Genomic DNA, 21,218 nt, shown 5'->3' with positions numbered 1-21,218 from the left:
TTTGCCAGCATTATGCTTGACAATCTGGGTGAAATTGCCTTATACTTTTTTGCTGCCGTTGCAGGGATACAAACGATCTATTATTTGTTTGTCTTCTCCCGGGTAGCTTTCTACCGTCGTAAGTTTGACCTGGACCTGGCGCCCGAAGGGCCTTTTTCCGTGATCATCTGCGCAAAAGACGAAGAGCTGAATCTTCAGAGAAATCTGCCGGGGGTCCTGCAGCAACGTTATCATATGCACCACAAGCCGGAATATGAGGTGATTGTGGTAAATGATAACTCCGAAGACGACACCAAATACTATCTCCGTTCCATAGAGCCGGGTTATCCACACTACCGGCACATCGAAATCAAGCAGGCTGCCAAATTCATCCCCGGAAAAAAATATCCGCTGTCAATAGGCCTCAAAGGAGCCCAGTACGAAAACGTGCTGCTCACCGACGCCGACTGCAAACCGGGCAGCACCTACTGGTTATCACTGATGAGCCAGGGATTTGCGGATGATAAAGAGATCGTACTGGGTTACGGAGCATACCACAAAAAACCCGGATTCCTGAACAAGGTGATCCGTTACGAAACATTTTTCGGTGCCATGCAACACTTGTCTTTTGCCATGAGCGGCATGCCCTATATGGGTGTAGGCCGTAACCTGGCATACAAAAGAGAGCTGTTTTTCCGGCACAAGGGCTTTACCAGCCACCAGCACCTGGCCAGCGGCGATGATGATCTGTTTGTGAATGCAGCCGCCAACCGTAAAAACGTAGGCGTAGTGATAGACAAACAGGCTTTCACCTATTCTGAGCCTAAACAGAACTGGAAAAGCTGGTTCAGACAAAAAACCCGGCATATGTCTACCGGCAAACACTATCGCTTCGGACATAAATTTGTGCTGGGCCTGTTTTCCCTGACCCATTTCCTCTTCTACCCTGCCTTTATCCTCGCCCTGTTTTTTCCACCGCCGATCTTATGGTATGCCCTGGGCATCTTCGGGATAAAAGTGCTGACCCAGTCCATCATTACCTTTGCAGCCATGCGCAAACTCGATGAAAGTGATCTGTTTAAGTTCAGCTGGCTGATGGATATCTTCATGGTACTTTATTACATCATATTCACACCGGCATTGATGTTTAAGTCAAAAAACCGCTGGTAACCGTAACTGTGATGCATATGATTCTTATGATGTGCCTAATGAGCGAAGATTATTGATTGTTGTCTTTTATTTTTTTACAGATACTTATGTGAAGCGCCTCTTGCAGGCGCTTCACTTTTTATATCCCTCTAATCAGGAGTATCATAAAAATCACAATAATCACAGTATTTTTGCGGCATGGAAATTATTTTAAAGTATTTCAGCGATTTTTCGCCTGTTCAGTTAAAGCAGTTTGAAGCCCTGAAAGGATTGTATGAGGAATGGAACGAGAAGATCAACGTCATATCCCGGAAAGATATTGACTCCCTGTATGAGAGACACGTGTTGCATTCACTGAGTATAGCTGCCGTCGCAGATTTCCAGCCGGGCACCCAGATACTGGACCTCGGTACCGGTGGTGGTTTTCCGGGCATTCCGCTGGCGATCTTTTTCCCTGAAGTACAGTTTCACCTGGTGGATTCCATCGGCAAAAAAATAAAGGTAGTACAAGGTGTCAGCGAAGCGCTGGGGCTGAAAAACGTGACCACCGCCCATAGCCGGGTGGAGGATATAAAAAACCGTAAATTCGATATTGTAGTATCAAGGGCAGTAGCACCGCTGGGTGACCTCTGGCGTTGGAGCAAACCGGTATTAAAGAAGTCTGCTGTGCCAGGCAAACAGTTTGAAAAAGGACTGATATGCCTCAAAGGTGGAGACCTGACGCAGGAAATTGCTGATAGCGGCATCAAACCCAGGCTGCTCAACATCTATGGAATCTTCCCTGAAGAAAGTTTCAAAGACAAATATATCGTGCTCGCCAAAAGCTGATGAATGCCGCCTCCGGAGCTGATCTTGTTACCCCCTTGATATTTTTTTCAAAAAAATAAAATATCGGCATTCCTGTTTCGTCTTCCTTATTACGATGAAACAGTTGCTCCTCACAAACAGCATCATGGCCCAAGAGCAAAACGAACGCATACAAGCTACCGTAAAGCAGGAACGTAAGCGTTTGCTGAACTTCATCCGGCAGCGTGTCAACAACGCGTCGGATGCGGAGGATATACTGCAGGATGTGCTGTACCAGTTCACGGAATATCTCCGGCTGGGCAGTCAGATAGACTCCATTACCGGCTGGCTGTTTGCCGTGACCCGCAACCGTATTACAGACTGGTTCCGTAAGAAAAAGGAAACTCCGTTCACTAACTATGTTCGCGAAATAGAAGGAGAAGAAGTCCTTTTCCTGCCGGAATTACTCTCCGATGAAACCTTGCAGGCTGATACGCCCATGGTCCGGAAAATCATGTCTGAAACGATCATGCAGGCCATCGATGAGCTGCCGGCCGAACAAAAGCAGGTGTTCCTCCAGCATGAACTCGAAGGTAAATCGTTCAAGGAAATGAGCGAAGAAACCGGTATCAGTGTGAATACACTGCTGTCGAGAAAACGTTATGCTGTCTTGTACCTCCGCGAACGGCTGGCAGAACTGTACCGTGAATTATTCGATAACTAAAAAATTCTTACAATATGCGACCCGCAAAAAAAATCGGTTTAATCTTTTTGGGCATTGCCTTCTTTGCCGCTGTCATCCTGTTGACACAAGTATTGTGGAATAATCTGATACCAGAACTTTTCCACGGGCCGGTGATCAGCTACTGGCAGGCACTGGGACTGCTGGTACTGGGCAAACTCCTCTTTGGATGGCATGGCCATAACCGCGGATGGGGCGGCGGATGGCGCCAGCGCCGGGAATGGAAAGACAAGCTGAAAGAAAAAATGGCAGATATGACACCCGAACAAAAGGAAAAAATGAAGGCATTTTTCCGCAACCGCTGTGGCTCCGGCAGGTTTGAATGGCCCGATGAAGAAACTGCCCCCTGGAAAGATGTGCCAGGTGAGAAACCGCAAAACAAAGACATTTAACCACTAAACCATCCGGTTATGATAGGCATCTTCAAAACCAATATTAACAGTCAGCACGCCAAACAACAGATGATCCGGGCCATCACCTCCCGTTTTGAGGTAAGCAGCTGCCATGTAGACCTCGACGACTGCGATAAGGTATTAAGGATAGCTGACCTTCAGGTGACTGAAAATATTATCATTGAATTTGTGCAAAGACAGGGTTTTTCATGTGAACCCCTGGAATAATTAAACTTTTTAGAGAGAAATGATCATATTAGCAAGACAGATGCCTGGAAAGTAAATATTGTTCTTTTTTATATTTATCAATTTATTGGATAGGTCACAAAACCAACGTAACTTCAGGAAGAATGCAAATGGCCCGGGTATAACTTACTGCTGCGTCCGGTTTTGTGTATTTATGAACCCTCTAAATCATTTCCTATGTACCTGAACCAGCACGAGATTCGTTCTCTGTTAAATAAAAGCTTCGATCACTTTGTTGATTTTGTGCAGGCGTTGCCTGACCATCGTTTTACCGCTACACCATACGGTAAATGGTCAGCCGGTCAGCAACTTCATCATCTTATCAAATCTGTAAGGCCGGTAACCACCGCCATGGGCTATCCCAGGATATTGCTGCGTTGCTTTGGTGTAAGCCAGCTCCCTTCGCGCTCCTACGATATGCTCGTAGAACAATATGACCAGGTGCTGGCCAATGGCGCCAAATCCACCAGTGCCTATCTGCCCGGTGTTATCTACAGCGCCCAACGGCCTGTACTGATCCAGGAATTCCTCAAACAGAAGGAAAAACTGCTGGAACATCTTGACAACTGGTCAGAAAATGATCTTGATAAGTATCGGCTACCTCATCCCCTGCTCGGAAAAATTACGATCAGGGAAATGTTGTACTTCACCGCCTACCATAATCAACACCACCTCGAAAAGCTGCAAGACCATGAGCTGCGCAGCCATACATGGGAAAATCAATTACAACAACTGATATTTTAACAACCGCACCACGAACATATTTTCTACTCCCGGATCAGGACTCTTAGGGTCCTGATCTTTTTTTTACCCGGATTTTGTAATTTGTATCAACCACCCATCACCGTTCAATAGCCTACATGCCGCTTTAGCTGTAATGAACGTATACATAGAAAGAACCCAACATGACAAAAACAGCCCTAGTTTTAGGCGGCGGCGGCGCACGTTGTGCCTTTGCCATCGGAGCGATCCAGTACTTCCGTCAGCATCATCCGGATATTCGTTTCGACATCCTCTGCGGCACCAGCAGCGGCTCCCTTATCGCCTTCCTCACCGCCATCGAAGAAAATGAACTCACTGAAAAAATCTTTACCGCCAATGTTACACAAGATTTCCTCTCCACCTCACACGCCATACAACGGCTGGCCAACAACAATCTTTCGCTTTACAACATCGTTCCCCTGCTGCATAAAGTGAATGCTGTCATCTCCGAAGAGCGCTTTCAGCGCCTGATGACAGCGGAAAGGGAATTGTTTATTGCCACCCGAAGCCTGCAAACAGGCCGCTCCGTTTATTTCTCCAATCAGACTTCCAGCGAAAGCACCTACGATATCAGAAAAGCCAGTGATCTGAATGAGCTGCGTGACGCTGTAGTAGCCTCTTTCACACAACCAGCGTTTATGCCGCCGGTAGAAATCACCATGCCCGATCAACCCATACAACAGTTCATCGATGGCGGCGGCCCACTCTATGCACCGGTAAAACTCGCTATCGACCGGGGTGCTACCGACATCTACGTGGTATTACATACGCCTGCCGCACCAGAACAATATCCTATTCAGTTCAAAAACCTGGTGGATGTGCTGGAGCGTACTATGGACTGGAGCACCATCAACCTGGCAGTGAATGATGTAGCCTTGCCGCTGGTGTACAACCAATCACTCCAGTACCTGGAAGCGATCAAACTTAAACTGGCAGCAGCAGGTGTGTCTCCCGATACCATAGCAGCCTGTTTCAATATCCCCGAAGCACGCCCGTTTGAAGGCAAGAAAGTCATCAATATCAGGGTGCTGCGCCCGGATACTCCGCTTGATGCCGGTATGGGCGGCATGGAATTCATTAACCGTGCTGTTAAACTGATGATACAGGCCGGAGAGTGGAAGGCAGCCCAGGCAATGGAACAGGGATAAAATAAGAGACCCGGGCCGATATACCGGTCCGGGTCTTTTATTTATTTTTCAGATCATCCTGATGCTATCAGGATACCGCTTTGTTATTGCGTCTGTCCACATCCGCCAAACGCTGACTGGGATCTATCTCCAGTTCTTTGATCTCAGACAGTGGCAGGTCTATTTCCACTTCGTAAGTAGGGTTGGTCCAGTACCATACGGGCTCGACTATACGTTTTACAGCCGGTTGTTCGTTTGGTTTCTCTCCATACATGATAGATAGCGGAATATAGTGCATTACCTGGTTGCCTTTTTTGTCGGTGACCATAAAGTCAATCGGCATAGGGAACTGGCCAATGCGGCGCAGGCGTACCGTTGTTTTGTTGCCATTGCTGTATATGCTGTCGATGCCGTAATCGATATGTTTGGTAGAATTGATAAAGTACTGTTTGTACCAGTCCAGTTCAATGCCGCTTTCTTTTTCCATTACGCGGATAAAGTCGTTCGCATTCGGATGTTTGAAACGCCATTCATTGTAATAACGCAGCAGGCCGGCATCGCGGTTGGCAGCACCGATCACGTAACCTAACTGCTCCAGGAACACGGCTCCTTTGGAATAAGCAGTGAGGCTGTAACCATAGTTGGTGTTGTAATGGTCGGAATGGGTGGTAGCTGGTTCTTCAAACGGACTTCTTGCAAGTGCGAAGTACCCCGCATAGGAGTCTTCATGCGGATTTTGTCCTTTCAGGGAATCCACTGTATTGTGGATAGTATTGTCCTGACCGAAAGTGGTGAAACCTTCGTCCATCCATGGGTAGAGGCTTTCGTTGGTTGCCAGCATCCCCTGGTACCAGCTATGCATCCATTCGTGGATCGCCACGCCATAGAGGCCATCCATCTTACCATTGCCCAGTATCAGTGTGGACATTGGATATTCCATGCCACCATCACCACCCTGGATGAAGGAATACTGCTGATAAGGATAAGCGCCGTAATGTGCTTTGATATAATCGTAAGCGGCTGGTATCATCTTAGCTAGCCGGGGCCATGTTTCGCGGGTATTTTCATTTTCCAGGTAGAGGAAGTGGGCAGTAAAGCCATCCACTTTCTGGGTAATGTGTTTGTAATTCGGATCTGCTGCCCACATGAAGTCATGCACATTGGGAGCAATAAAATGCCAGGTAAGTGTGTTGCCAGCAGGACGGGTAACCTTTGCACCGGGTGTTTCATAGCCATAACCGATCAGGTTAGGGTTCTGGAGGTAACCGGTACCACCCAGTATATATTTTTTGTCGATGGTGATTTTCACATCGTAGTCGCCCCATACACCGTAGAATTCACGGGCGATATAAGGGGTGGCATGCCATCCTTCGTAGTCGTACTCACACATTTTAGGATACCACTGTGCCATGGAGAAGTCTACTCCTTCTGCGTTGTGGCGGCCACTTCTGCGGATCTGTACCGGTACCTGGGCTTCAAATTCCATGTCAAACACAGCTTTTGAATTTGGCAGGATAGGCTTGTCCAGCGGCACTTCCAGGATGGTTTCCACTACTTTGAATGACTGTGGTTTACCATCTCTTTTGAGGGAGATGATTTTCTGGTAGCCGATTTCATCGGGTTTCAGTTTGGAAATACGGTCACGTACCCTGTTGTCCCAGTCCAGACGGTTATTACCGTTTTTATCTTTTCCAATCACGATTTTGCCCAGCTCGCGGCTGCGCACGTCCATCATGCTACCCGGTTGAAATGCGTTCCAGTACAGGTGATAGAATACTTTTTTCAGTGTGTCGGGAGAGTTGTTGAAATACTCCAGATGCTGCTTACCGGTAAATTTATTGGCGGGAGCATCCATTGCTACGTCCATGGTGTATTTCACCCTTTGCTGCCAGCGATCTGACTGTGCATTTAGTTGTAACCAACTGCCTGCCAGCATCGTGAAGGCCAGACAGCTTCCTAGTACCACTTTCATTCAGTTTTATTTTGATTCCGTGGCTAAAATAAACAATTCATCCTTGGTATTTTGTAAATTCAGCAAAATTATACACCATATGTCAGCCCAAAAACTCATTGATGGTTATCCCTTTGTCAGTTACACCCACGACAGTTTTGACCCGCCTCAGATGAAAGCCCAGGCCGCTTCTTTTCAGCAATGGATGGACAAACGCAGGACAGTACGGGATTTTGCCGACACACCAGTCCCCAGAGAGGTGATAGCAGATATCATCCGTACCGCCAGCACAGCTCCTTCAGGCGCACACAAACAGCCCTGGACCTTCTGTGCCATCTCCGATCCGGCTATCAAAAAGATAATCCGTGAAGAGGCCGAAAAAGAAGAATACCGGAGTTATAACGGCCGCATGCCGCAGGAATGGCTGAATGATCTGAAACCATTGCAGACCGACTGGCAGAAACCCTTTCTGGAAGTAGCTCCCTGGCTGATCGTGATGTTTAAACGGATTTATGAAACAGATGAGGGTGGTAAAAAGCGTAACAACTACTATGTACAGGAAAGCATCGGTATTGCTGCCGGTTTTATGCTGGCGGCTATTCATCATGCGGGCCTGGTTGCACTTACGCATACGCCCAGTCCAATGAATTTCCTGGCCGACATCCTGCAGAGGCCCGAAAACGAAAAGCCTTTTCTGCTGGTGCCGGTAGGCTATCCCGCTGAAACATGCTGGGTACCGGATATTCACCGGAAACCCCTGGAAGATGTTGCTGTATTTTATGAGGGGAAATGATTAACCGGCGCCCTGCACTACTACTACGATCTCACCTTTCACTCCTTTCTCCTGGAAATAGTCGTGTACTTCCTGCAGGGTGCCACGTTTGTTTTCCTCGAACATTTTAGTCAGCTCGCGGCTTACGCAGCAGGGGCGGTCTGGTCCGAAATACTGGATCAGGTCGGCCAGTGTTTTTACCAGCCGCATGGGAGATTCATAAAAAACGATGGTGCGTTCTTCGGTGCTAAGCTGTGTAAACAGTGTATGGCGGCCTTTCTTCAGCGGCAGGAAACCTTCGAAGGTGAAGCGGTTCATAGGAATGCCACTGTTGACAAGGGCAGGCACAAAGGCCGTAGCGCCTGGCAGGCATTCTACCGGCACACCGGCACGGATACATTCACGGACCAGCAGGAAACCGGGATCGGAGATACCGGGGGTCCCTGCATCTGTGAGCATGGCCATGGTTTTGCCGGACTGCAGCTGTTGCAGCAGGTGTTGAACAATCTTATGTTCGTTATGCTGATGGTAGGGAGTTACCGGTTTATTAATCTGGTAATGTTTGAGGAGCACGCTGGAGGTACGGGTATCTTCTGCCAGCACTAATTCCGCCTCCTCCAGTACTTTGACAGCCCGGTAAGTAATATCGGCCAGGTTGCCGATAGGAGATGGAATGAGGAATAATTTCATATGGAACGATCAATTATCAATTACGAATTACGAATGAAGACCCATCGGTGTAATTCGTAATCCGTAATTGATAATTCGTAATTTTTTTATTGTATGTGTACTTCAAAGTATTCCATTACCTGGTTTGCCAACAGTTTCTGGCAGGCGCTTTCAGCGATCTGATGTGCTTCTTCCTGGCTGGCGGCTTCAATTTGCAGGGTAATGTGTTTTCCAATCCGTACATCTTGTACCTGGCCCATGCCAAGGTTTTTGAGACCACTCATCACCGCTTTACCTTGCGGGTCCAGTAATTCCTTCAGTGGCATCACATTGATATGTGCAGTAAAAGTCATTGTGCTAAAAATTTGCCGCAAACCTACGGAAAATTATTACTCTCTCAAAGCGAATGTCTTGCAAAGGCGCAAAGATGCACAGTGATGAAGCTGTAAGGTGATAAATTGAGTAGGAGGTGTAGGATTAATTCCTACACCGTCCCCTCCAGCCACCGTACGTACGGTCCCGTATACGGCGGCCCATCAGAATAATACAGTTGGAAGGGTACTTAACTCAGCAAGGGGTAAGTACCCTTCCCGTTTTAGTAAGGATTTGTTCAGAGCGCGTTGTAATATGGGACTTCCGCTTATTCGCCACGACCCTTTTCTTGTGTTACCCCATTGATATGCCTGCCAGTTGGGCGTCCCCAACTTTATAAGCATTGCCACTTTCGTCCTCGGTAACCTCCATTGCTTCCAGTGACATTGCCTGATCCGCCGCTGAACCCATTGATCTAGTTCTTTGAACAGGCTCTTTGCTTCGTTCAGTTTAAAGTAGTTTGACCAACCCCGGTTTAATTGCCTCAACAGCTCATAACGCTTGTACATGGCGTATGGCTTGCTTCGAGAGGTAATTTCACGGACTTTGGACTTGTACCTTGCTATGCTACTCCGGGCAATCGTCAGTCCCTTTTCTCCCTTCTTGTGGTAGAAGCTATAGCCTAGTGTCTTTCCCTTCCAGGGCCGTGTTACTGTGCTCTTACTCCGGTTCACTTCCAGTTTCAGCTCCTTCTCAATGTACATACTTACGCTATCCAGAACCCGCGCAGCGCTCCGTTTGCTCCGCAGGAACACGCACACATCATCGGCGTATCTTACAAAACGGTGACCTCGCATTTCCAGCTCTTTATCCAGTTTGTCCAACAGTACGTTGGACAGTATCGGGCTTAGAGGGCCTCCCTGCGGAGTTCCTTCTCTGTTTACCGTTGCTATCCCATCCATCATAACTCCTGCTTTCAGGTAACTATGGATCAGACGTAACACACGCCTGTCCTTTATTCGCTGACCCAGCAGATTCATCAGATAGCTGTGGTTCACACGGTCAAAGAACTTTGCCATGTCAATGTCTACTACATGACTGTAGCCTGCATTTACGTAGTCCCGCACTTTTAATAATGCCTGATGCGCGTTTCGTTTTGCCCTGAACCCATAGCTGTTTTCGCTGAACGTTTCATCATAGATAATTGTCAGTTGCTGTGCTATAGCCTGTTGGATTAACCTGTCCAGTAAGGTGGGGATGCCCAATGTCCTTGTTCCACCTGATGGCTTAGGTATATCAACTCTCCTTACTGCAGATGGTTGATAGTTTCCTTCCTCTATCCTTGCTTTCACCGAAGGCCAGACCTTTTGTAAATGGGATTTAAATCCTTCGATCCCGATCCCGTCTACTCCGCCACTGCCCTTATTCGCCATTACCCGTTCATAGGCACGGCGGACATTACGGTTATCAAGTATGCGTTCCAGTAACTCCATTTAACATCTGCATTTTTTTTTCCTGTCCTGTCCGCCTTGTTTCTTTCTTTCCGTCAAAGTGTAACTCAGCGCTTATTAATACCTTCAGGCTTCCAGCCCTATACTCTTAATATAGCCTTACCTAATGAGTAAGTTTTCTGCTTTCATGGCAACACTCCCAGTTCCAGATTTACTCCAAAGCTCCTGATGTCTGGCCCTTTCCTGTTTAGGCGACAGGTACTACGACCAGAGCTGACTTCTGTAAAACCTGCAATGGCATCTCTGCCATCCATTGCCCCTTAGTGGATACGCGTCTCCTTAAGGCAGCAGTTGCACAGATCTCCCCGGGTAAGAACGCAAACTTTCTCTCCATATGCCTGTCAGATTTACAGCTAAATGTCTCCGATAGTATAGGGCTTTGTTTTGTGTAGCAAACTCGCCCAACATTTAACTGCCTCTCATCTGCTTCCTGTTCGTCAGGCCGGAGATTTACCTTAGGCTTCCTTCAGATTCCTTCTCACGAAGGACACCCTTGCCATCAGTTAACGCTTCCTACTATCAAGGCGCGTTCGGGACTTCCACCCTAGAGTTTGCGCCCGTGCCGGGCGCACTACAACAAAGGAGCAGAAACTTTCATTTCTGCTCCTTTGCTGCTTCGCATTTATTTGTGAAAAATCAGGCAGGCGTTACTTTTGGAGGTACTACCAATGAAAGTATCACGTAACAAATAAATATAAACGGAACAGTGGCAAAATTCAGGAATGGCACGCTTACCAGTACCAATGCTACCAGCAGCAGGCGCGTCCAGTTTGCCTTGAGTGATTTCTCTTTGACTTTAAGGCTCAGCATAGGAATCTCAGCCACCATCAGGTAACAGAGCACAGCAATGATGCCGTACAATACCCAGATGTTCTGCAGCCAGTGGGCCAGGTTGTAAGGATTATACAATACAATCATCGGGAAAGAAGCCACCAGCAAGCCTACCGCCGGAGTGGGCACCCCAATGAAATTTTCGGTTTGCCGGGTATCCAGGTTAAACTTGGCCAGACGGTATGCCGCGAAACAGGGTACCAGCAAGGCCGGGGCCAGGTTGACCATAGACACTTCAAAAGCATCCGGCAGCTGATAATAGGCGCTGCGCAACAGTCTGTACAGCATCATACCGGGTACCACCCCGAAAGTAACTGCATCAGCCAGGGAGTCTAGCTCCTTGCCCATCGGTGACTGTACGCGCAACAGGCGGGCTACCAGCCCGTCGAAGAAGTCGAATACGGCCGCCAGTACTACCAGTGCAGAAGCCCAGTAAATAGGCTCCGGGTTGGTCACCGTATAGTCGTTACCGTTAAACTCGACATGATATTCCGGTGCATGCAACACACAAATGATGGCCAGTGCACCGCAAAAAAGGTTACATAGGGTAATAATGTTAGGAAGTTGTCGCATTCAGATGGCTTGAGTTATAAAACTACGAAATGATGAATCATCAGGCAAGTACCTGTGATTCATCATTCGTTTTATTTTTTCTGGTCATTATTTCATCAGCGCTTCGATCTCGTCGGCGGTGATAGGAATATTCTTCATCAGGTCCACATTACCGCTGGCAGTGAGCCAGATATTGTTTTCGATACGGATACCCATCTGTTCTTCTTCGATATAAATACCGGGTTCGACGGTCATGACAGCACCATCCGGAATAGGCTGGTGTAAAGACGGTCCCAGGTCATGCACATCCACACCAAGGTGGTGAGAGATGCCATGGTAGAGGTATTTACGGTAAGCAGGTGCTTCAGGATCCTGGTTTTTGATATCTGCTTCCGTGAGCAGGCCCAGTTTGATAAATTCCTTACCGGCTTCTTCGCCTACCATTTCGTGGTATTTAGCGATGGTGATACCCGGACGGAGTATGCTTTTAGCATAATTGTGCAGGTGCAGGCAGGCATCATAAACCTGGCGCTGACGGGCAGTGAACTTACCATTTACCGGTACGGTACGGGTGAGGTCGGCATTGTAGCCACCATATTCAGCACCGAAGTCCATCAGTATCAGCTCACCATCTTTACATTCCTGGTTGTTGGATACATAGTGCAGGGTACGGGCACGGTCGCCGGAGGCGATGATAGAGCCGTAAGCCTCACCAGCAGAGCGGTTGCGGAGGAATTCGTGCAGGATCTCGGCATGGATTTCATGTTCCCACACGCCAGGCTTGATAAATTTCAGCAGGCGGCGGAAAGCTTTTTCGGTGATATCCATGGCTTCCTGCATCACTTTTATTTCTTCCGGTGTTTTAACCGCACGCAGTTGTTTAAAGATCTGGGCCGCACGCAGATAGTTGTGCAGCGGATAGCGCACTTTCATCTCCTGGGCATAACGGTAGTCTTTTACCGGTACCAGGTTGGCTTTGCGGTTATTTTCGTTGGAATTCAGGTAGATATTGGAGGCATCATTGATCCATTGCTGAAGCATGCCGTCGAGGCTGTCGAGCCATACTACGGTAGAGATGCCGGAGACAGCAAAAGCTTCATCTTTACGGAGGCGGTGTCCGTCCCACTTTTCCTTCAGCTCGTTAGGACGTACCAGTACCAGTACTTCCCGGTATTTCGGGTCCGGGTTGTCGGGGAACAACACGATCATGGTTTCTTCCTGATCAATACCTGTGAGCCAGTACAGATCGGAGTTTTGTTTGAACTTATATAACGCATCGCCGTTAGTAGGCAATTCATCATTAGAGTTAATAATGGCTATTGACTGTGGCTGCATTTTGGCCACGAAACGCGCGCGGTTTTTGACAAACAGCTGCGAATCCAAGGGCAAATTCTTCATATCGTCTATATTTCAAATGAGGCTCCAAACCTAGGGCAAAATTTTGTGATTTCATGAATCCGGCAGGGGATAAATTTAAATTCAGCAAAACCTGTTAAAAAGCTGGCAAAACCTGTTAAAAACTGATACTCTCTTACAATTACTTAATGTTATATTAACACATCGGGCTTTTGAAATACTGCAAGGAAACGCGACCAAATTGAAAAAATCGCAACAATTACGGCTAGTACCACGCCTCTCATCTAAATTTTAATGGTACAACACCGATAAAATTTGACAATATCAAAAAATGCCTAGTTTTGCTTTTACACCAAAACAATCTTGCTTTTTATGCAAATGAGTAGCGTAAGGAACCCTGTTGCTGACTTACGGGAACTGGGCATAGAGAATGTGTCGAATGTATACTATCAACTTGCACCAGAGAAACTGATAGAGCAGACAATTGCCAGAAAACAGGGCGTATTGTCCGACACAGGAGCGCTGGCCGTTAACACGGGCCAATTCACCGGAAGATCTCCCAAAGACAAGTTTATTGTCAAAGACACTATCACTGCCGACACTGTCAACTGGAACGATTTTAATATTCCTGTATCTCCGGAAGTTTTTGACCGTTTATACACAAAAATCACTGCTTATTTTACCGGTAAAGATGTTTGGGTGCGCGACTGTTATGCCTGCGCAGACGAAGATTACCGAGTAAATATTAAAGTGGTTACTGAACTTCCCTGGTCTAATCTGTTTGCTTATAATATGTTCCTTCGTCCACATGCAGACGAACTGGATTACATACACACCGACTGGACAGTTATCCAGGCGCCCGGCTTCCTGGCAGATCCTGCCGTGGATGGCACCCGCCAGGCTAACTTCTCCATGGTGAGCTTTTCCCGCAAAATGATCATTATCGGTGGCAGTGCCTATACCGGCGAAATCAAAAAAGGTATTTTCACCATCCTCAACTATGTACTGCCACACGACAAACAGGTATTGAGCATGCACTGCTCTGCCAACCAGGGTACTGAAGGTGACACCGCCGTTTTCTTTGGTTTGAGCGGTACCGGTAAAACCACCCTCAGTGCAGATCCTTCCCGTAAACTCATCGGTGACGATGAACACGGCTGGACATCCACCGGCGTATTTAACTTCGAAGGCGGTTGTTATGCCAAATGCATCGACCTTTCTGAAGAAAAAGAGCCACAGATATTCCGTGCGGTACGTCCGGGCGCCCTGCTGGAGAACATCCAGTTTTTCCCAGGCACCAACAAGGTGAACTACACCGACTGTACCATCACCGAAAATACCCGTGTATCTTATCCGCTGTCTTATATCGACAATGCACTGGAACCTTCTGTAGGAGGTATTCCTAAAAACATATTCTTCCTGACCTGCGACGCCTATGGCGTATTACCGCCTGTTTCCAGGCTGACACCCGGTCAGGCTATGTACCAGTTCATTTCCGGCTACACCGCTAAGGTAGCTGGTACAGAAGCAGGTGTTACAGAACCTAAATCTACCTTCAGCGCCTGCTTCGGTGCTCCGTTCATTCCGCTGCACCCTGCACAGTACGCGCAGATGCTCGGTGAAAAGATGCGTGAGCACAAGGTGAACGTATGGCTGATCAACACCGGCTGGACCGGCGGCGCCTATGGCACCGGCAGCCGTATCAAACTGGCCTATACCCGCGCCATGATCTCTGCCGCCCTCAAAGGCGAGCTGGACAACGCGACCTTCCATCAGCATCCGGTATTCGGTTTTGCCATCCCTGCAGCTTGCCCCGGCGTTCCAGACAACATCCTGGACCCACGCAATACCTGGGAAGACAAAGCAGCCTACGACGAAAAAGCGAAAGACCTGGCCAACCAGTTCATCCGCAACTTCGAAAAATATGCTGCCGCCGCAGAAGCCGAAATACTCGCAGCCGCACCAAAAATCTGATTTTATACTTGTGATCTGAAATCTTCCTGCTACTGATAACAGCAGCAGGAAGATTTGTATGTAGTTTTGCCTTATAATTTCCACTATCGCGCATTCTGACGGGCGCAATGCCCGAGCAAAACAAGCGCTCCCTAACGCTTGTTTTGCTGAATGCCAGCGAAAAATCACCGCCTCGTTTTCCCCGTTTAACCTGTAATTACACTCTCTCCGGAAATTCTATTATTTCCCCAGTTCTCCATTTTCATTACCTTTGCACATGCAAATTTTAGACGGTAAACTAGTTTCTGAGGCTATTAAAGCCCAATTAGCCGCTCAGGTGGCTGAATTAAAGGCTGCTGGTAAAAAAGTACCTCATCTCGCGGCGATCCTGGTAGGCAACAACCCTGCCAGTGAAACATATGTGGCATCAAAAGTCAAATCCTGCGCAGAATGCGGCTACAACTCCACCCTGCTCCGCTTTGACGAACAGATCTCTGAAAAACACCTGCTGGACCAGATTATCCTGCTCAATGAAAATGCAGATGTAGACGGCATCCTGGTACAGCTGCCGCTGCCCAAGCATATCAACGAAGAACTGGTGATCAACACCATCGATCCCAGCAAAGACGTAGATGGCTTCCATCCGATGAACGTAGGTAAAATGGTAAGCGGTTTACCGGCTTTCATTCCTGCTACTCCTTATGGCATCATGCTGATGCTGGAACACTATAACATTCCAACCAAAGGCAAACATGCTGTGGTAATAGGTCGTAGCCATATTGTAGGTACTCCTGTCAGCATACTGCTGAGCCGTAATACCTACCCAGGCAACTGCACCGTTACCCTCACCCACTCCCAGACACACAACCTGCCCGAAATCTGCCGCCAGGCCGATATCATCATCGCCGCCATTGGTAAACCGGACTTCGTGACCGCTGACATGGTAAAAGAAGGAGCAGTAGTAGTGGACGTAGGTATCAACCGTGTTGCTGACGCCTCCAAAAAGAGCGGTTTCCGCCTCAAAGGAGATGTTAAATTTGATGAAGTAGCGCCTAAATGCAGCTTTATCACGCCTGTGCCCGGTGGTGTAGGTCCTATGACCATCGCTGCGCTGCTGAAAAATACCTATCACGCCAACATCGGCCTGAAAGGAAGTATGAACTAAAAGTTCCACAAAAACCGGAACTTTGTGCCGAGATCATGTCCGTAATAACAACAACAACGAATATTAAAACCAGCACCCTACCGGTGATGGAAAGCTTCTATACCCTCCAGGGAGAAGGCTTTCATCAGGGCAGGGCTGCCTACTTCATAAGACTGGGTGGCTGCGACGTAGGCTGCCACTGGTGCGACGTAAAAGACAGCTGGGACGCCTCCCGGCACCCGCAACGCGAAGTAGCCGACATCGTGGAAGAAGCTGCTGCCCACCCGGGCCGCATCGCTGTCATCACCGGCGGCGAACCGCTCCTGCACAACCTCGACGCACTCACCAAAGCCCTGCATAAAAAAGGCTTCCATACCCACATGGAAACATCCGGTTCCTCTCCGCTCAGCGGCAGCTGGGACTGGATCACCCTGTCTCCCAAAAAATTCAAAGCCCCCCTGCCGGAAATATGTGAAGTAGCCCACGAACTCAAAGTGGTTATCTTCAACAAATCCGACTTCGCCTGGGCTGAGAAATATGCCGCCCTCGTCGGCAAAGACTGCAGACTCTACCTGCAGACAGAATGGGAACGCAGCGCTGAAATGACTCCGCTCATCGTAGATTATATCAAGAACCATCCCGAATGGACCCTGTCATTGCAGAGCCATAAGTACATTCACGTCCCATAAACGGTGATGAATGCCGATACCGCTGATGCTCCTGACGAGCGAAGATTAACGCAACACTTTAAGAGAATAAAGCGAAGAAGCTACTGGTTCAGATCAGTAGCTTCTTCGCTTTATTCTTTTTGCTCATCAGGATCATCAGTATTCATCACGCTCATCATCGTTCACTTTTATCATTTATCTTCGTCATCGCTGATATCTCCGCTTATCAGGAGCATCAGCAATATCAGCATTAATCATCGTTACATGAAACCTTCTTTGTTATTATCCGGCTGTTTACTATTCCTCGGGCTGCAATTACAGGCCCAGGTAGTCACCTACGAAACAGCTCCTAAGAAAGCCAAAGCTATTTTTGACAAAGCGATAGAAGCGGTGCGTCTATACAAAAGCAAGGAGGCCGTGGGCCTGTTGCAGGAAGCGCTGAAAGCCGCACCCGGCTTTACAGACGCCTATGGACAGATGGGCCTTTGTTATGTAGAGCTGAAAGACTATGCTGCCGCCTCAGCTACTTTCGGAAAACTGAAACAGCTGGATAGCAGCGGGCTGCGCCCCGTAATGGTTCCCTATTCCCGTGCACTGGCCGGCACCGGCGACTTCCAGGGCGCCCTGCAGCTGATCAATCAATACCTGGCCAATGCCAAAACAAAAAATATCAACGCAGAAAAACTCAAAGCCAATTATACTTTCGCTGTCAGCCAGAAACAACAGGTACCCTTTCATCCTGAAAATCTCGGCGATCATATCAACAGCAAAGACCCGGAATATTTTCCATCTCTTACCATAGATAGTAAAACACTCATATACACCCGCCGTGTGAACGGTCGCAACGAAGACTTTTATATCACGCACCGTGATGCCAACGGCTGGCAGCCCGCACAGAACATGGGAGAACCTGTTAACAGCTCCTTCAACGAAGGCGCTCAGAACATCTCCCAGGATGGCACCATGCTCGTTTTCACCGGATGCGAATTCCCCGAAGGCAAAGGCAGCTGTGATATCTACTATTCCATAAAAACACCTAATGGATGGAGCGCCCCTCAAAATATAGGTGCTCCCATCAATACCCGCGACTGGGAATCACAGCCCAGCCTCTCAGCCGATAAACAAACGCTTTATTTTGCCCGGGAAACATCCGACAACGGTGCCGACATCTTTACCAGCCACCGCCTGGAAAACGGCCGCTGGAGCGTGCCTGAACGACTGGGTCCCAACATCAACACCAGCGGCAGGGAAACCACTCCCTTCATCCATGCCGACGGCCAGACACTTTACTTTGCCTCCAACGGACACCCCGGATATGGCGGCCTGGACATCTTCTATTCCCGCCGTCAGCCTGATGGCAGCTGGGGACCAGCTATCAACCTGGGCTATCCCATCAACACCATTGATGAAGATGCCTCCCTCGTAGTGGAAGCCAACGGTAAAACAGCCTACTTCGCTTCCGACCGCTCCGATACCCGCGGCGGCCTCGATATCTACAGTTTTGAGCTGTACCCCGAAGCCAGGCCACTACAAACACTTTACGTGAAAGGTTTTGTGTACGACACCACCACCCATGAAAGACTCACCGCTAATATAGACGTGATCGACCTGCAGGGCGGTTACCCGATAGCAGCCGTAAAAACGGATGAAAACGGCGACTTCCTCGCTCCCCTGCCCGTAGGCAAGGATTATGCCTTCCACGTCAATAAAAAAGGATATCTCTTTTATTCAGACAACTTCTCCCTGAAAGATCATCATCCGGGCGTACCTTTTGAAAAGAATATCCCGCTACAACCATTGGCCGCCAATGCCAGTATCATCCTGCATAATATCTTCTTCCAGAGCAAACAATATAGCCTTGAACCGGCATCCGTCACCGAACTGGATAAGCTCGTGAAACTCCTGCAGGACAACCCTTCCGTCAAAATTGAAATTGCAGGGCATACCGATAATGTGGGCAGCGATAAAGACAACCTGGTACTGTCTGCCAACAGAGCCAGGGCAGTCGTTAAATACCTGACTGATAAAGGTATCAACATCAGCCGGCTTACTTTCAAAGGTTATGGTGAATCGCAGCCTATCGCGACCAATGATACCGAAGAAGGCCGTGCTGCCAACAGGAGAACCGTATTCCGCATCGTCAGCATCAACTAACACAATATTCTTACAAAACACAAAAGGAGCGAAGACCCGTTGATCTTCGCTCCTTTTGCATTTTAAAACATAATTATGCTTAGTAATTTTTCAATCGTGTTTTCATCACGCTGTCTTTTTGCTGAGGCGTGAGTTTGTACTGGAAGTTGTACAAAGCACCTTCCCAGTCACCATACATCGGATTGGGCAGCACAATAAAGCGGCTTCCGAAGCTGGATGCGGACTTCAGGGCTTCTGCATTTCTTTCGTTGTAAGGTTTTTTATCGAAGCGTTCAGCGAAATCACTGAGATTATCCCCAAACAGGAGTACAATATCATATTGCTGTAACACTTGCTGGCGGCGGGGTTCCTTGCCCGAACCTGCTGTTTTGAGCAACAGATGCTGATCATCGGCATCCGGAAAACCGTAGCGCTGCAGATTTTTAAGGGTGGCAGCTCTTTCTGCTTCCAGCCTGTTGGTGATATAAAATACTTTTACGCCTTTGGAGGCTGCATATTTAAAGAAGGAAGGGGCACCGGGCACGGTGTCCGCGATCGCCTTAGCAGTCCATTCCATCCAGCTTTTTTCATCATATCCTTTGCCTTCGAGGGCCTGATGTACAGAGTAAGGACTGTTGTCCAGCACGGTTTCATCGATATCTGTAACAACGGCCAGTGGTTTATCATGTGGTTGCACCAGGTATTGATCGAGGCGCCAGGCTGCCAGCTGATAGGCTTGCAGGCAGAGCGCCTTGTACTCACCGGATTGTTGTTGCCAGAGGGCGGCCCAGGCCTGGCCGTAAGGTATCAGTTGAGTAGAAGAGGTTGTTTGTGTTGTTGCGGATGTTTGTACCGGCTTTGTTGTTTTGCAGGCCAGCATTCCCAGTAGCAATGCGCCAGCCCATACCCTTTTCATCATCATAAAATTTGCTGTTGTTTGACGCGCAAAAATAATCTCTTCTGCCAACATAAGTGCTGATGGAAAATCGTAATTTAAATGGAAATATGTTTGTTATGCCCCAGGAATTGATGTACCAGATTGCATTAACCCGTATTCCTTTAATTGGCGATGTGATTATCCGTAAGCTGCTGGAGACTTTCGGTACCGCCGGTAATATTTTCAAGGCTAAAAAACAGGAGCTGGAACGCATAGAAACGGTAGGCAGTGTGAGAGCCAATGCCATCCGCTGTTTCAGGGATTTTGATGCAGTGGAGAAAGAGATGATTTTTATAGAGAAATACCGGATACGGCCATTGTTCTGTACAGACCCTGATTATCCACAGCGGCTGCATCATTGTTATGATGGTCCTGTCATGTTGTATTATAAAGGCAGCGCATCCCTGAATGCGGGACGTATCGTCAGCGTAGTGGGTACAAGACGACCTTCGGCTTATGGTAAAAAGATATGCCGGCAACTGACCGAAGAGCTGGCGGCAGCGCAGGTAACGCTGGTCAGCGGTCTTGCCTATGGTATTGATATACTGGCCCATCAAACGGCTTTGCAGGCGGGTATACCCACTATCGGGGTGCTGGCACATGGGCTGGACCGTATCTACCCCGCAGCGCATAAACAAACAGCTACAGCCATGATAGAGCAAGGCGGACTGTTAACCGACTTTATGAGCGGGCAACTGCCCGACAAACAGAACTTCCCAAAACGTAACCGTATTGTGGCTGGCCTCTGCGATGCTACTATTGTGGTGGAGAGCGGACTTCAGGGTGGTTCACTGATTACGGCAGACCTGGCGGCAGGCTACAACCGGGATGTGTTCTGTATTCCGGGGCAGGTAGACGATCCGCATGCAGCAGGCTGTAATCATCTTATAAAAAACAATAAAGCCATGCTGATCACAGGAGCCACCGATATACTGAAGATGATGGGCTGGGAAAACAGCGTCAGGCGGGCTGCTCCGCTACAACGGGAATTGTTTTTACAATTATCAGACAATGAACAGCAGATACTGCAACTGTTTCAGGATAAGTCACAGCGGCACCTGGAGGAGTTGTATCTGCATACCGGTCTTTCGGGCAGCCAGGTGGCGACAGCAGTGTTTAGCCTGGAAATGCAAAGTTTGCTCAAAAGCTTGCCCGGACAGCGTTACGAGCTAGTGCAATGAGTTATGAACAATGGGTAATAACGTAATATTAACAGAGAATACGGTGTCATCCGTTGGTGAATATT

At 48.3% G+C, this 21,218-nt stretch carries 20 protein-coding genes; 13 read left to right on the top strand and 7 right to left on the bottom strand.

What is annotated here, in order from left to right; translation table 11 throughout:
* Positions 1–12: 12 nt before the first annotated feature.
* The 7 genes from KD145_RS24145 to KD145_RS24115 all read left to right on the top strand — a co-directional run bounded on the left by KD145_RS24145 (position 13) and on the right by KD145_RS24115 (position 5,204).
* On the top strand, positions 13–1,149 hold the full coding sequence (locus KD145_RS24145; protein ID WP_212002398.1) for a glycosyltransferase: 1,137 nt from the start codon (positions 13–15) through the stop codon (positions 1,147–1,149).
* A gap of 177 nt (positions 1,150–1,326) precedes the next feature.
* On the top strand, positions 1,327–1,956 hold the full coding sequence (gene rsmG / locus KD145_RS24140; RefSeq protein ID WP_212002396.1) for a 16S rRNA (guanine(527)-N(7))-methyltransferase RsmG: 630 nt from the start codon (positions 1,327–1,329) through the stop codon (positions 1,954–1,956).
* Between the two features lie 124 nt (positions 1,957–2,080).
* Entirely contained in the window at positions 2,081–2,638 is a 558-nt protein-coding gene (locus tag KD145_RS24135; RefSeq protein WP_212002394.1) for an RNA polymerase sigma factor, read from the top strand.
* A gap of 14 nt (positions 2,639–2,652) precedes the next feature.
* Positions 2,653–3,048: a hypothetical protein gene (locus KD145_RS24130; protein ID WP_212002393.1), complete on the top strand. Its 396-nt coding sequence runs from the start codon at positions 2,653–2,655 to the stop codon at positions 3,046–3,048.
* 18 nt (positions 3,049–3,066) lie between these two features.
* A complete protein-coding gene (locus tag KD145_RS24125; RefSeq protein ID WP_212002391.1) occupies positions 3,067–3,276 on the top strand; it encodes a hypothetical protein in 210 nt (69 codons plus the stop codon).
* A gap of 195 nt (positions 3,277–3,471) precedes the next feature.
* Positions 3,472–4,038 (top strand): DinB family protein, encoded by a 567-nt coding sequence (locus tag KD145_RS24120; RefSeq protein WP_212002389.1) that lies wholly within the window; start codon positions 3,472–3,474, stop codon positions 4,036–4,038.
* 161 nt (positions 4,039–4,199) lie between these two features.
* Positions 4,200–5,204: a patatin-like phospholipase family protein gene (locus KD145_RS24115; protein WP_212002387.1), complete on the top strand. Its 1,005-nt coding sequence runs from the start codon at positions 4,200–4,202 to the stop codon at positions 5,202–5,204.
* Between the two features lie 67 nt (positions 5,205–5,271).
* Here the strand turns inward: KD145_RS24115 and KD145_RS24110 are convergent, their stop codons facing one another.
* The gene (locus KD145_RS24110; RefSeq protein ID WP_212002385.1) at positions 5,272–7,155 is read right to left on the bottom strand and encodes a M1 family metallopeptidase; all 1,884 of its coding nucleotides are present in this window, start codon (positions 7,153–7,155) and stop codon (positions 5,272–5,274) included.
* Between the two features lie 79 nt (positions 7,156–7,234).
* Between KD145_RS24110 and KD145_RS24105 the strand changes: the two genes are divergently transcribed.
* The gene (locus KD145_RS24105; protein ID WP_212002383.1) at positions 7,235–7,927 is read left to right on the top strand and encodes a nitroreductase family protein; all 693 of its coding nucleotides are present in this window, start codon (positions 7,235–7,237) and stop codon (positions 7,925–7,927) included.
* Here KD145_RS24105 and rsmI read toward each other — a convergent pair whose 3' ends face one another.
* From rsmI to KD145_RS24080, 5 genes are all read right to left on the bottom strand, one after another.
* On the bottom strand, positions 7,928–8,596 hold the full coding sequence (gene rsmI, locus KD145_RS24100) for a 16S rRNA (cytidine(1402)-2'-O)-methyltransferase (RefSeq protein WP_212002382.1): 669 nt from the start codon (positions 8,594–8,596) through the stop codon (positions 7,928–7,930).
* Positions 8,597–8,682: 86 nt separating this feature from the next.
* The gene (purS, locus tag KD145_RS24095; RefSeq protein ID WP_212002381.1) at positions 8,683–8,928 is read right to left on the bottom strand and encodes a phosphoribosylformylglycinamidine synthase subunit PurS; all 246 of its coding nucleotides are present in this window, start codon (positions 8,926–8,928) and stop codon (positions 8,683–8,685) included.
* Positions 8,929–9,111: 183 nt separating this feature from the next.
* Positions 9,112–10,380, bottom strand: a complete 1,269-nt coding sequence (ltrA, locus tag KD145_RS24090; protein ID WP_212002380.1) for a group II intron reverse transcriptase/maturase — start codon at positions 10,378–10,380, stop codon at positions 9,112–9,114.
* A gap of 654 nt (positions 10,381–11,034) precedes the next feature.
* Positions 11,035–11,802, bottom strand: coding sequence for a phosphatidylcholine/phosphatidylserine synthase (locus KD145_RS24085; RefSeq protein WP_212002379.1), 768 nt, complete (start codon positions 11,800–11,802; stop codon positions 11,035–11,037).
* Positions 11,803–11,889: 87 nt separating this feature from the next.
* On the bottom strand, positions 11,890–13,179 hold the full coding sequence (locus KD145_RS24080; RefSeq protein WP_212002378.1) for an aminopeptidase P N-terminal domain-containing protein: 1,290 nt from the start codon (positions 13,177–13,179) through the stop codon (positions 11,890–11,892).
* A gap of 330 nt (positions 13,180–13,509) precedes the next feature.
* Between KD145_RS24080 and pckA the strand changes: the two genes are divergently transcribed.
* The 4 genes from pckA to KD145_RS24060 all read left to right on the top strand — a co-directional run bounded on the left by pckA (position 13,510) and on the right by KD145_RS24060 (position 19,056).
* Entirely contained in the window at positions 13,510–15,111 is a 1,602-nt protein-coding gene (pckA, locus tag KD145_RS24075; RefSeq protein ID WP_212002376.1) for a phosphoenolpyruvate carboxykinase (ATP), read from the top strand.
* Positions 15,112–15,367: 256 nt separating this feature from the next.
* Positions 15,368–16,255 (top strand): bifunctional methylenetetrahydrofolate dehydrogenase/methenyltetrahydrofolate cyclohydrolase FolD, encoded by an 888-nt coding sequence (folD, locus tag KD145_RS24070; protein WP_212002375.1) that lies wholly within the window; start codon positions 15,368–15,370, stop codon positions 16,253–16,255.
* 35 nt (positions 16,256–16,290) lie between these two features.
* Positions 16,291–16,923 carry a 7-carboxy-7-deazaguanine synthase QueE gene (locus tag KD145_RS24065; protein WP_249219540.1) on the top strand — a complete coding sequence of 211 codons (633 nt, stop codon included), beginning with the start codon at positions 16,291–16,293 and terminating at the stop codon, positions 16,921–16,923.
* Between the two features lie 243 nt (positions 16,924–17,166).
* Entirely contained in the window at positions 17,167–19,056 is a 1,890-nt protein-coding gene (locus KD145_RS24060; RefSeq protein ID WP_212002372.1) for an OmpA family protein, read from the top strand.
* Between the two features lie 79 nt (positions 19,057–19,135).
* Here KD145_RS24060 and KD145_RS24055 read toward each other — a convergent pair whose 3' ends face one another.
* The gene (locus tag KD145_RS24055; RefSeq protein WP_212002370.1) at positions 19,136–19,957 is read right to left on the bottom strand and encodes a 5'-nucleotidase, lipoprotein e(P4) family; all 822 of its coding nucleotides are present in this window, start codon (positions 19,955–19,957) and stop codon (positions 19,136–19,138) included.
* A gap of 92 nt (positions 19,958–20,049) precedes the next feature.
* Between KD145_RS24055 and dprA the strand changes: the two genes are divergently transcribed.
* Positions 20,050–21,153: a DNA-processing protein DprA gene (dprA, locus tag KD145_RS24050; RefSeq protein ID WP_212002368.1), complete on the top strand. Its 1,104-nt coding sequence runs from the start codon at positions 20,050–20,052 to the stop codon at positions 21,151–21,153.
* Positions 21,154–21,218 lie beyond the last annotated feature (65 nt).

Source organism: Chitinophaga sp. HK235 (assembly GCF_018255755.1).
In the GTDB taxonomy this organism is placed as follows: Bacteria; Bacteroidota; Bacteroidia; order Chitinophagales; family Chitinophagaceae; genus Chitinophaga.
Note: the sequence above shows the minus strand (reverse complement) of the source record. Positions and strands in the feature narration are given on the sequence as shown.

What these genes read in the sequence shown, in the direction of transcription:
- KD145_RS24065 (WP_249219540.1), top strand. Translation starts at nt 16,291, where the DNA reads ATGTCCGTAATAACAACAACAACGAATATTAAAACCAGCACCCTACCG.
- KD145_RS24145 (WP_212002398.1), top strand. Translation starts at nt 13, where the DNA reads ATGCTTGACAATCTGGGTGAAATTGCCTTATACTTTTTTGCTGCCGTT.
- KD145_RS24110 (WP_212002385.1), bottom strand. Translation starts at nt 7,155, where the DNA reads ATGAAAGTGGTACTAGGAAGCTGTCTGGCCTTCACGATGCTGGCAGGC.
- KD145_RS24060 (WP_212002372.1), top strand. Translation starts at nt 17,167, where the DNA reads ATGAAACCTTCTTTGTTATTATCCGGCTGTTTACTATTCCTCGGGCTG.
- KD145_RS24085 (WP_212002379.1), bottom strand. Translation starts at nt 11,802, where the DNA reads ATGCGACAACTTCCTAACATTATTACCCTATGTAACCTTTTTTGCGGT.
- KD145_RS24055 (WP_212002370.1), bottom strand. Translation starts at nt 19,957, where the DNA reads ATGATGATGAAAAGGGTATGGGCTGGCGCATTGCTACTGGGAATGCTG.
- KD145_RS24105 (WP_212002383.1), top strand. Translation starts at nt 7,235, where the DNA reads ATGTCAGCCCAAAAACTCATTGATGGTTATCCCTTTGTCAGTTACACC.
- KD145_RS24130 (WP_212002393.1), top strand. Translation starts at nt 2,653, where the DNA reads ATGCGACCCGCAAAAAAAATCGGTTTAATCTTTTTGGGCATTGCCTTC.
- KD145_RS24115 (WP_212002387.1), top strand. Translation starts at nt 4,200, where the DNA reads ATGACAAAAACAGCCCTAGTTTTAGGCGGCGGCGGCGCACGTTGTGCC.
- dprA (WP_212002368.1), top strand. Translation starts at nt 20,050, where the DNA reads ATGCCCCAGGAATTGATGTACCAGATTGCATTAACCCGTATTCCTTTA.
- pckA (WP_212002376.1), top strand. Translation starts at nt 13,510, where the DNA reads ATGCAAATGAGTAGCGTAAGGAACCCTGTTGCTGACTTACGGGAACTG.
- rsmI (WP_212002382.1), bottom strand. Translation starts at nt 8,596, where the DNA reads ATGAAATTATTCCTCATTCCATCTCCTATCGGCAACCTGGCCGATATT.
- purS (WP_212002381.1), bottom strand. Translation starts at nt 8,928, where the DNA reads ATGACTTTTACTGCACATATCAATGTGATGCCACTGAAGGAATTACTG.
- KD145_RS24125 (WP_212002391.1), top strand. Translation starts at nt 3,067, where the DNA reads ATGATAGGCATCTTCAAAACCAATATTAACAGTCAGCACGCCAAACAA.
- KD145_RS24135 (WP_212002394.1), top strand. Translation starts at nt 2,081, where the DNA reads ATGGCCCAAGAGCAAAACGAACGCATACAAGCTACCGTAAAGCAGGAA.
- folD (WP_212002375.1), top strand. Translation starts at nt 15,368, where the DNA reads ATGCAAATTTTAGACGGTAAACTAGTTTCTGAGGCTATTAAAGCCCAA.
- KD145_RS24080 (WP_212002378.1), bottom strand. Translation starts at nt 13,179, where the DNA reads ATGAAGAATTTGCCCTTGGATTCGCAGCTGTTTGTCAAAAACCGCGCG.
- ltrA (WP_212002380.1), bottom strand. Translation starts at nt 10,380, where the DNA reads ATGGAGTTACTGGAACGCATACTTGATAACCGTAATGTCCGCCGTGCC.
- KD145_RS24120 (WP_212002389.1), top strand. Translation starts at nt 3,472, where the DNA reads ATGTACCTGAACCAGCACGAGATTCGTTCTCTGTTAAATAAAAGCTTC.
- rsmG (WP_212002396.1), top strand. Translation starts at nt 1,327, where the DNA reads ATGGAAATTATTTTAAAGTATTTCAGCGATTTTTCGCCTGTTCAGTTA.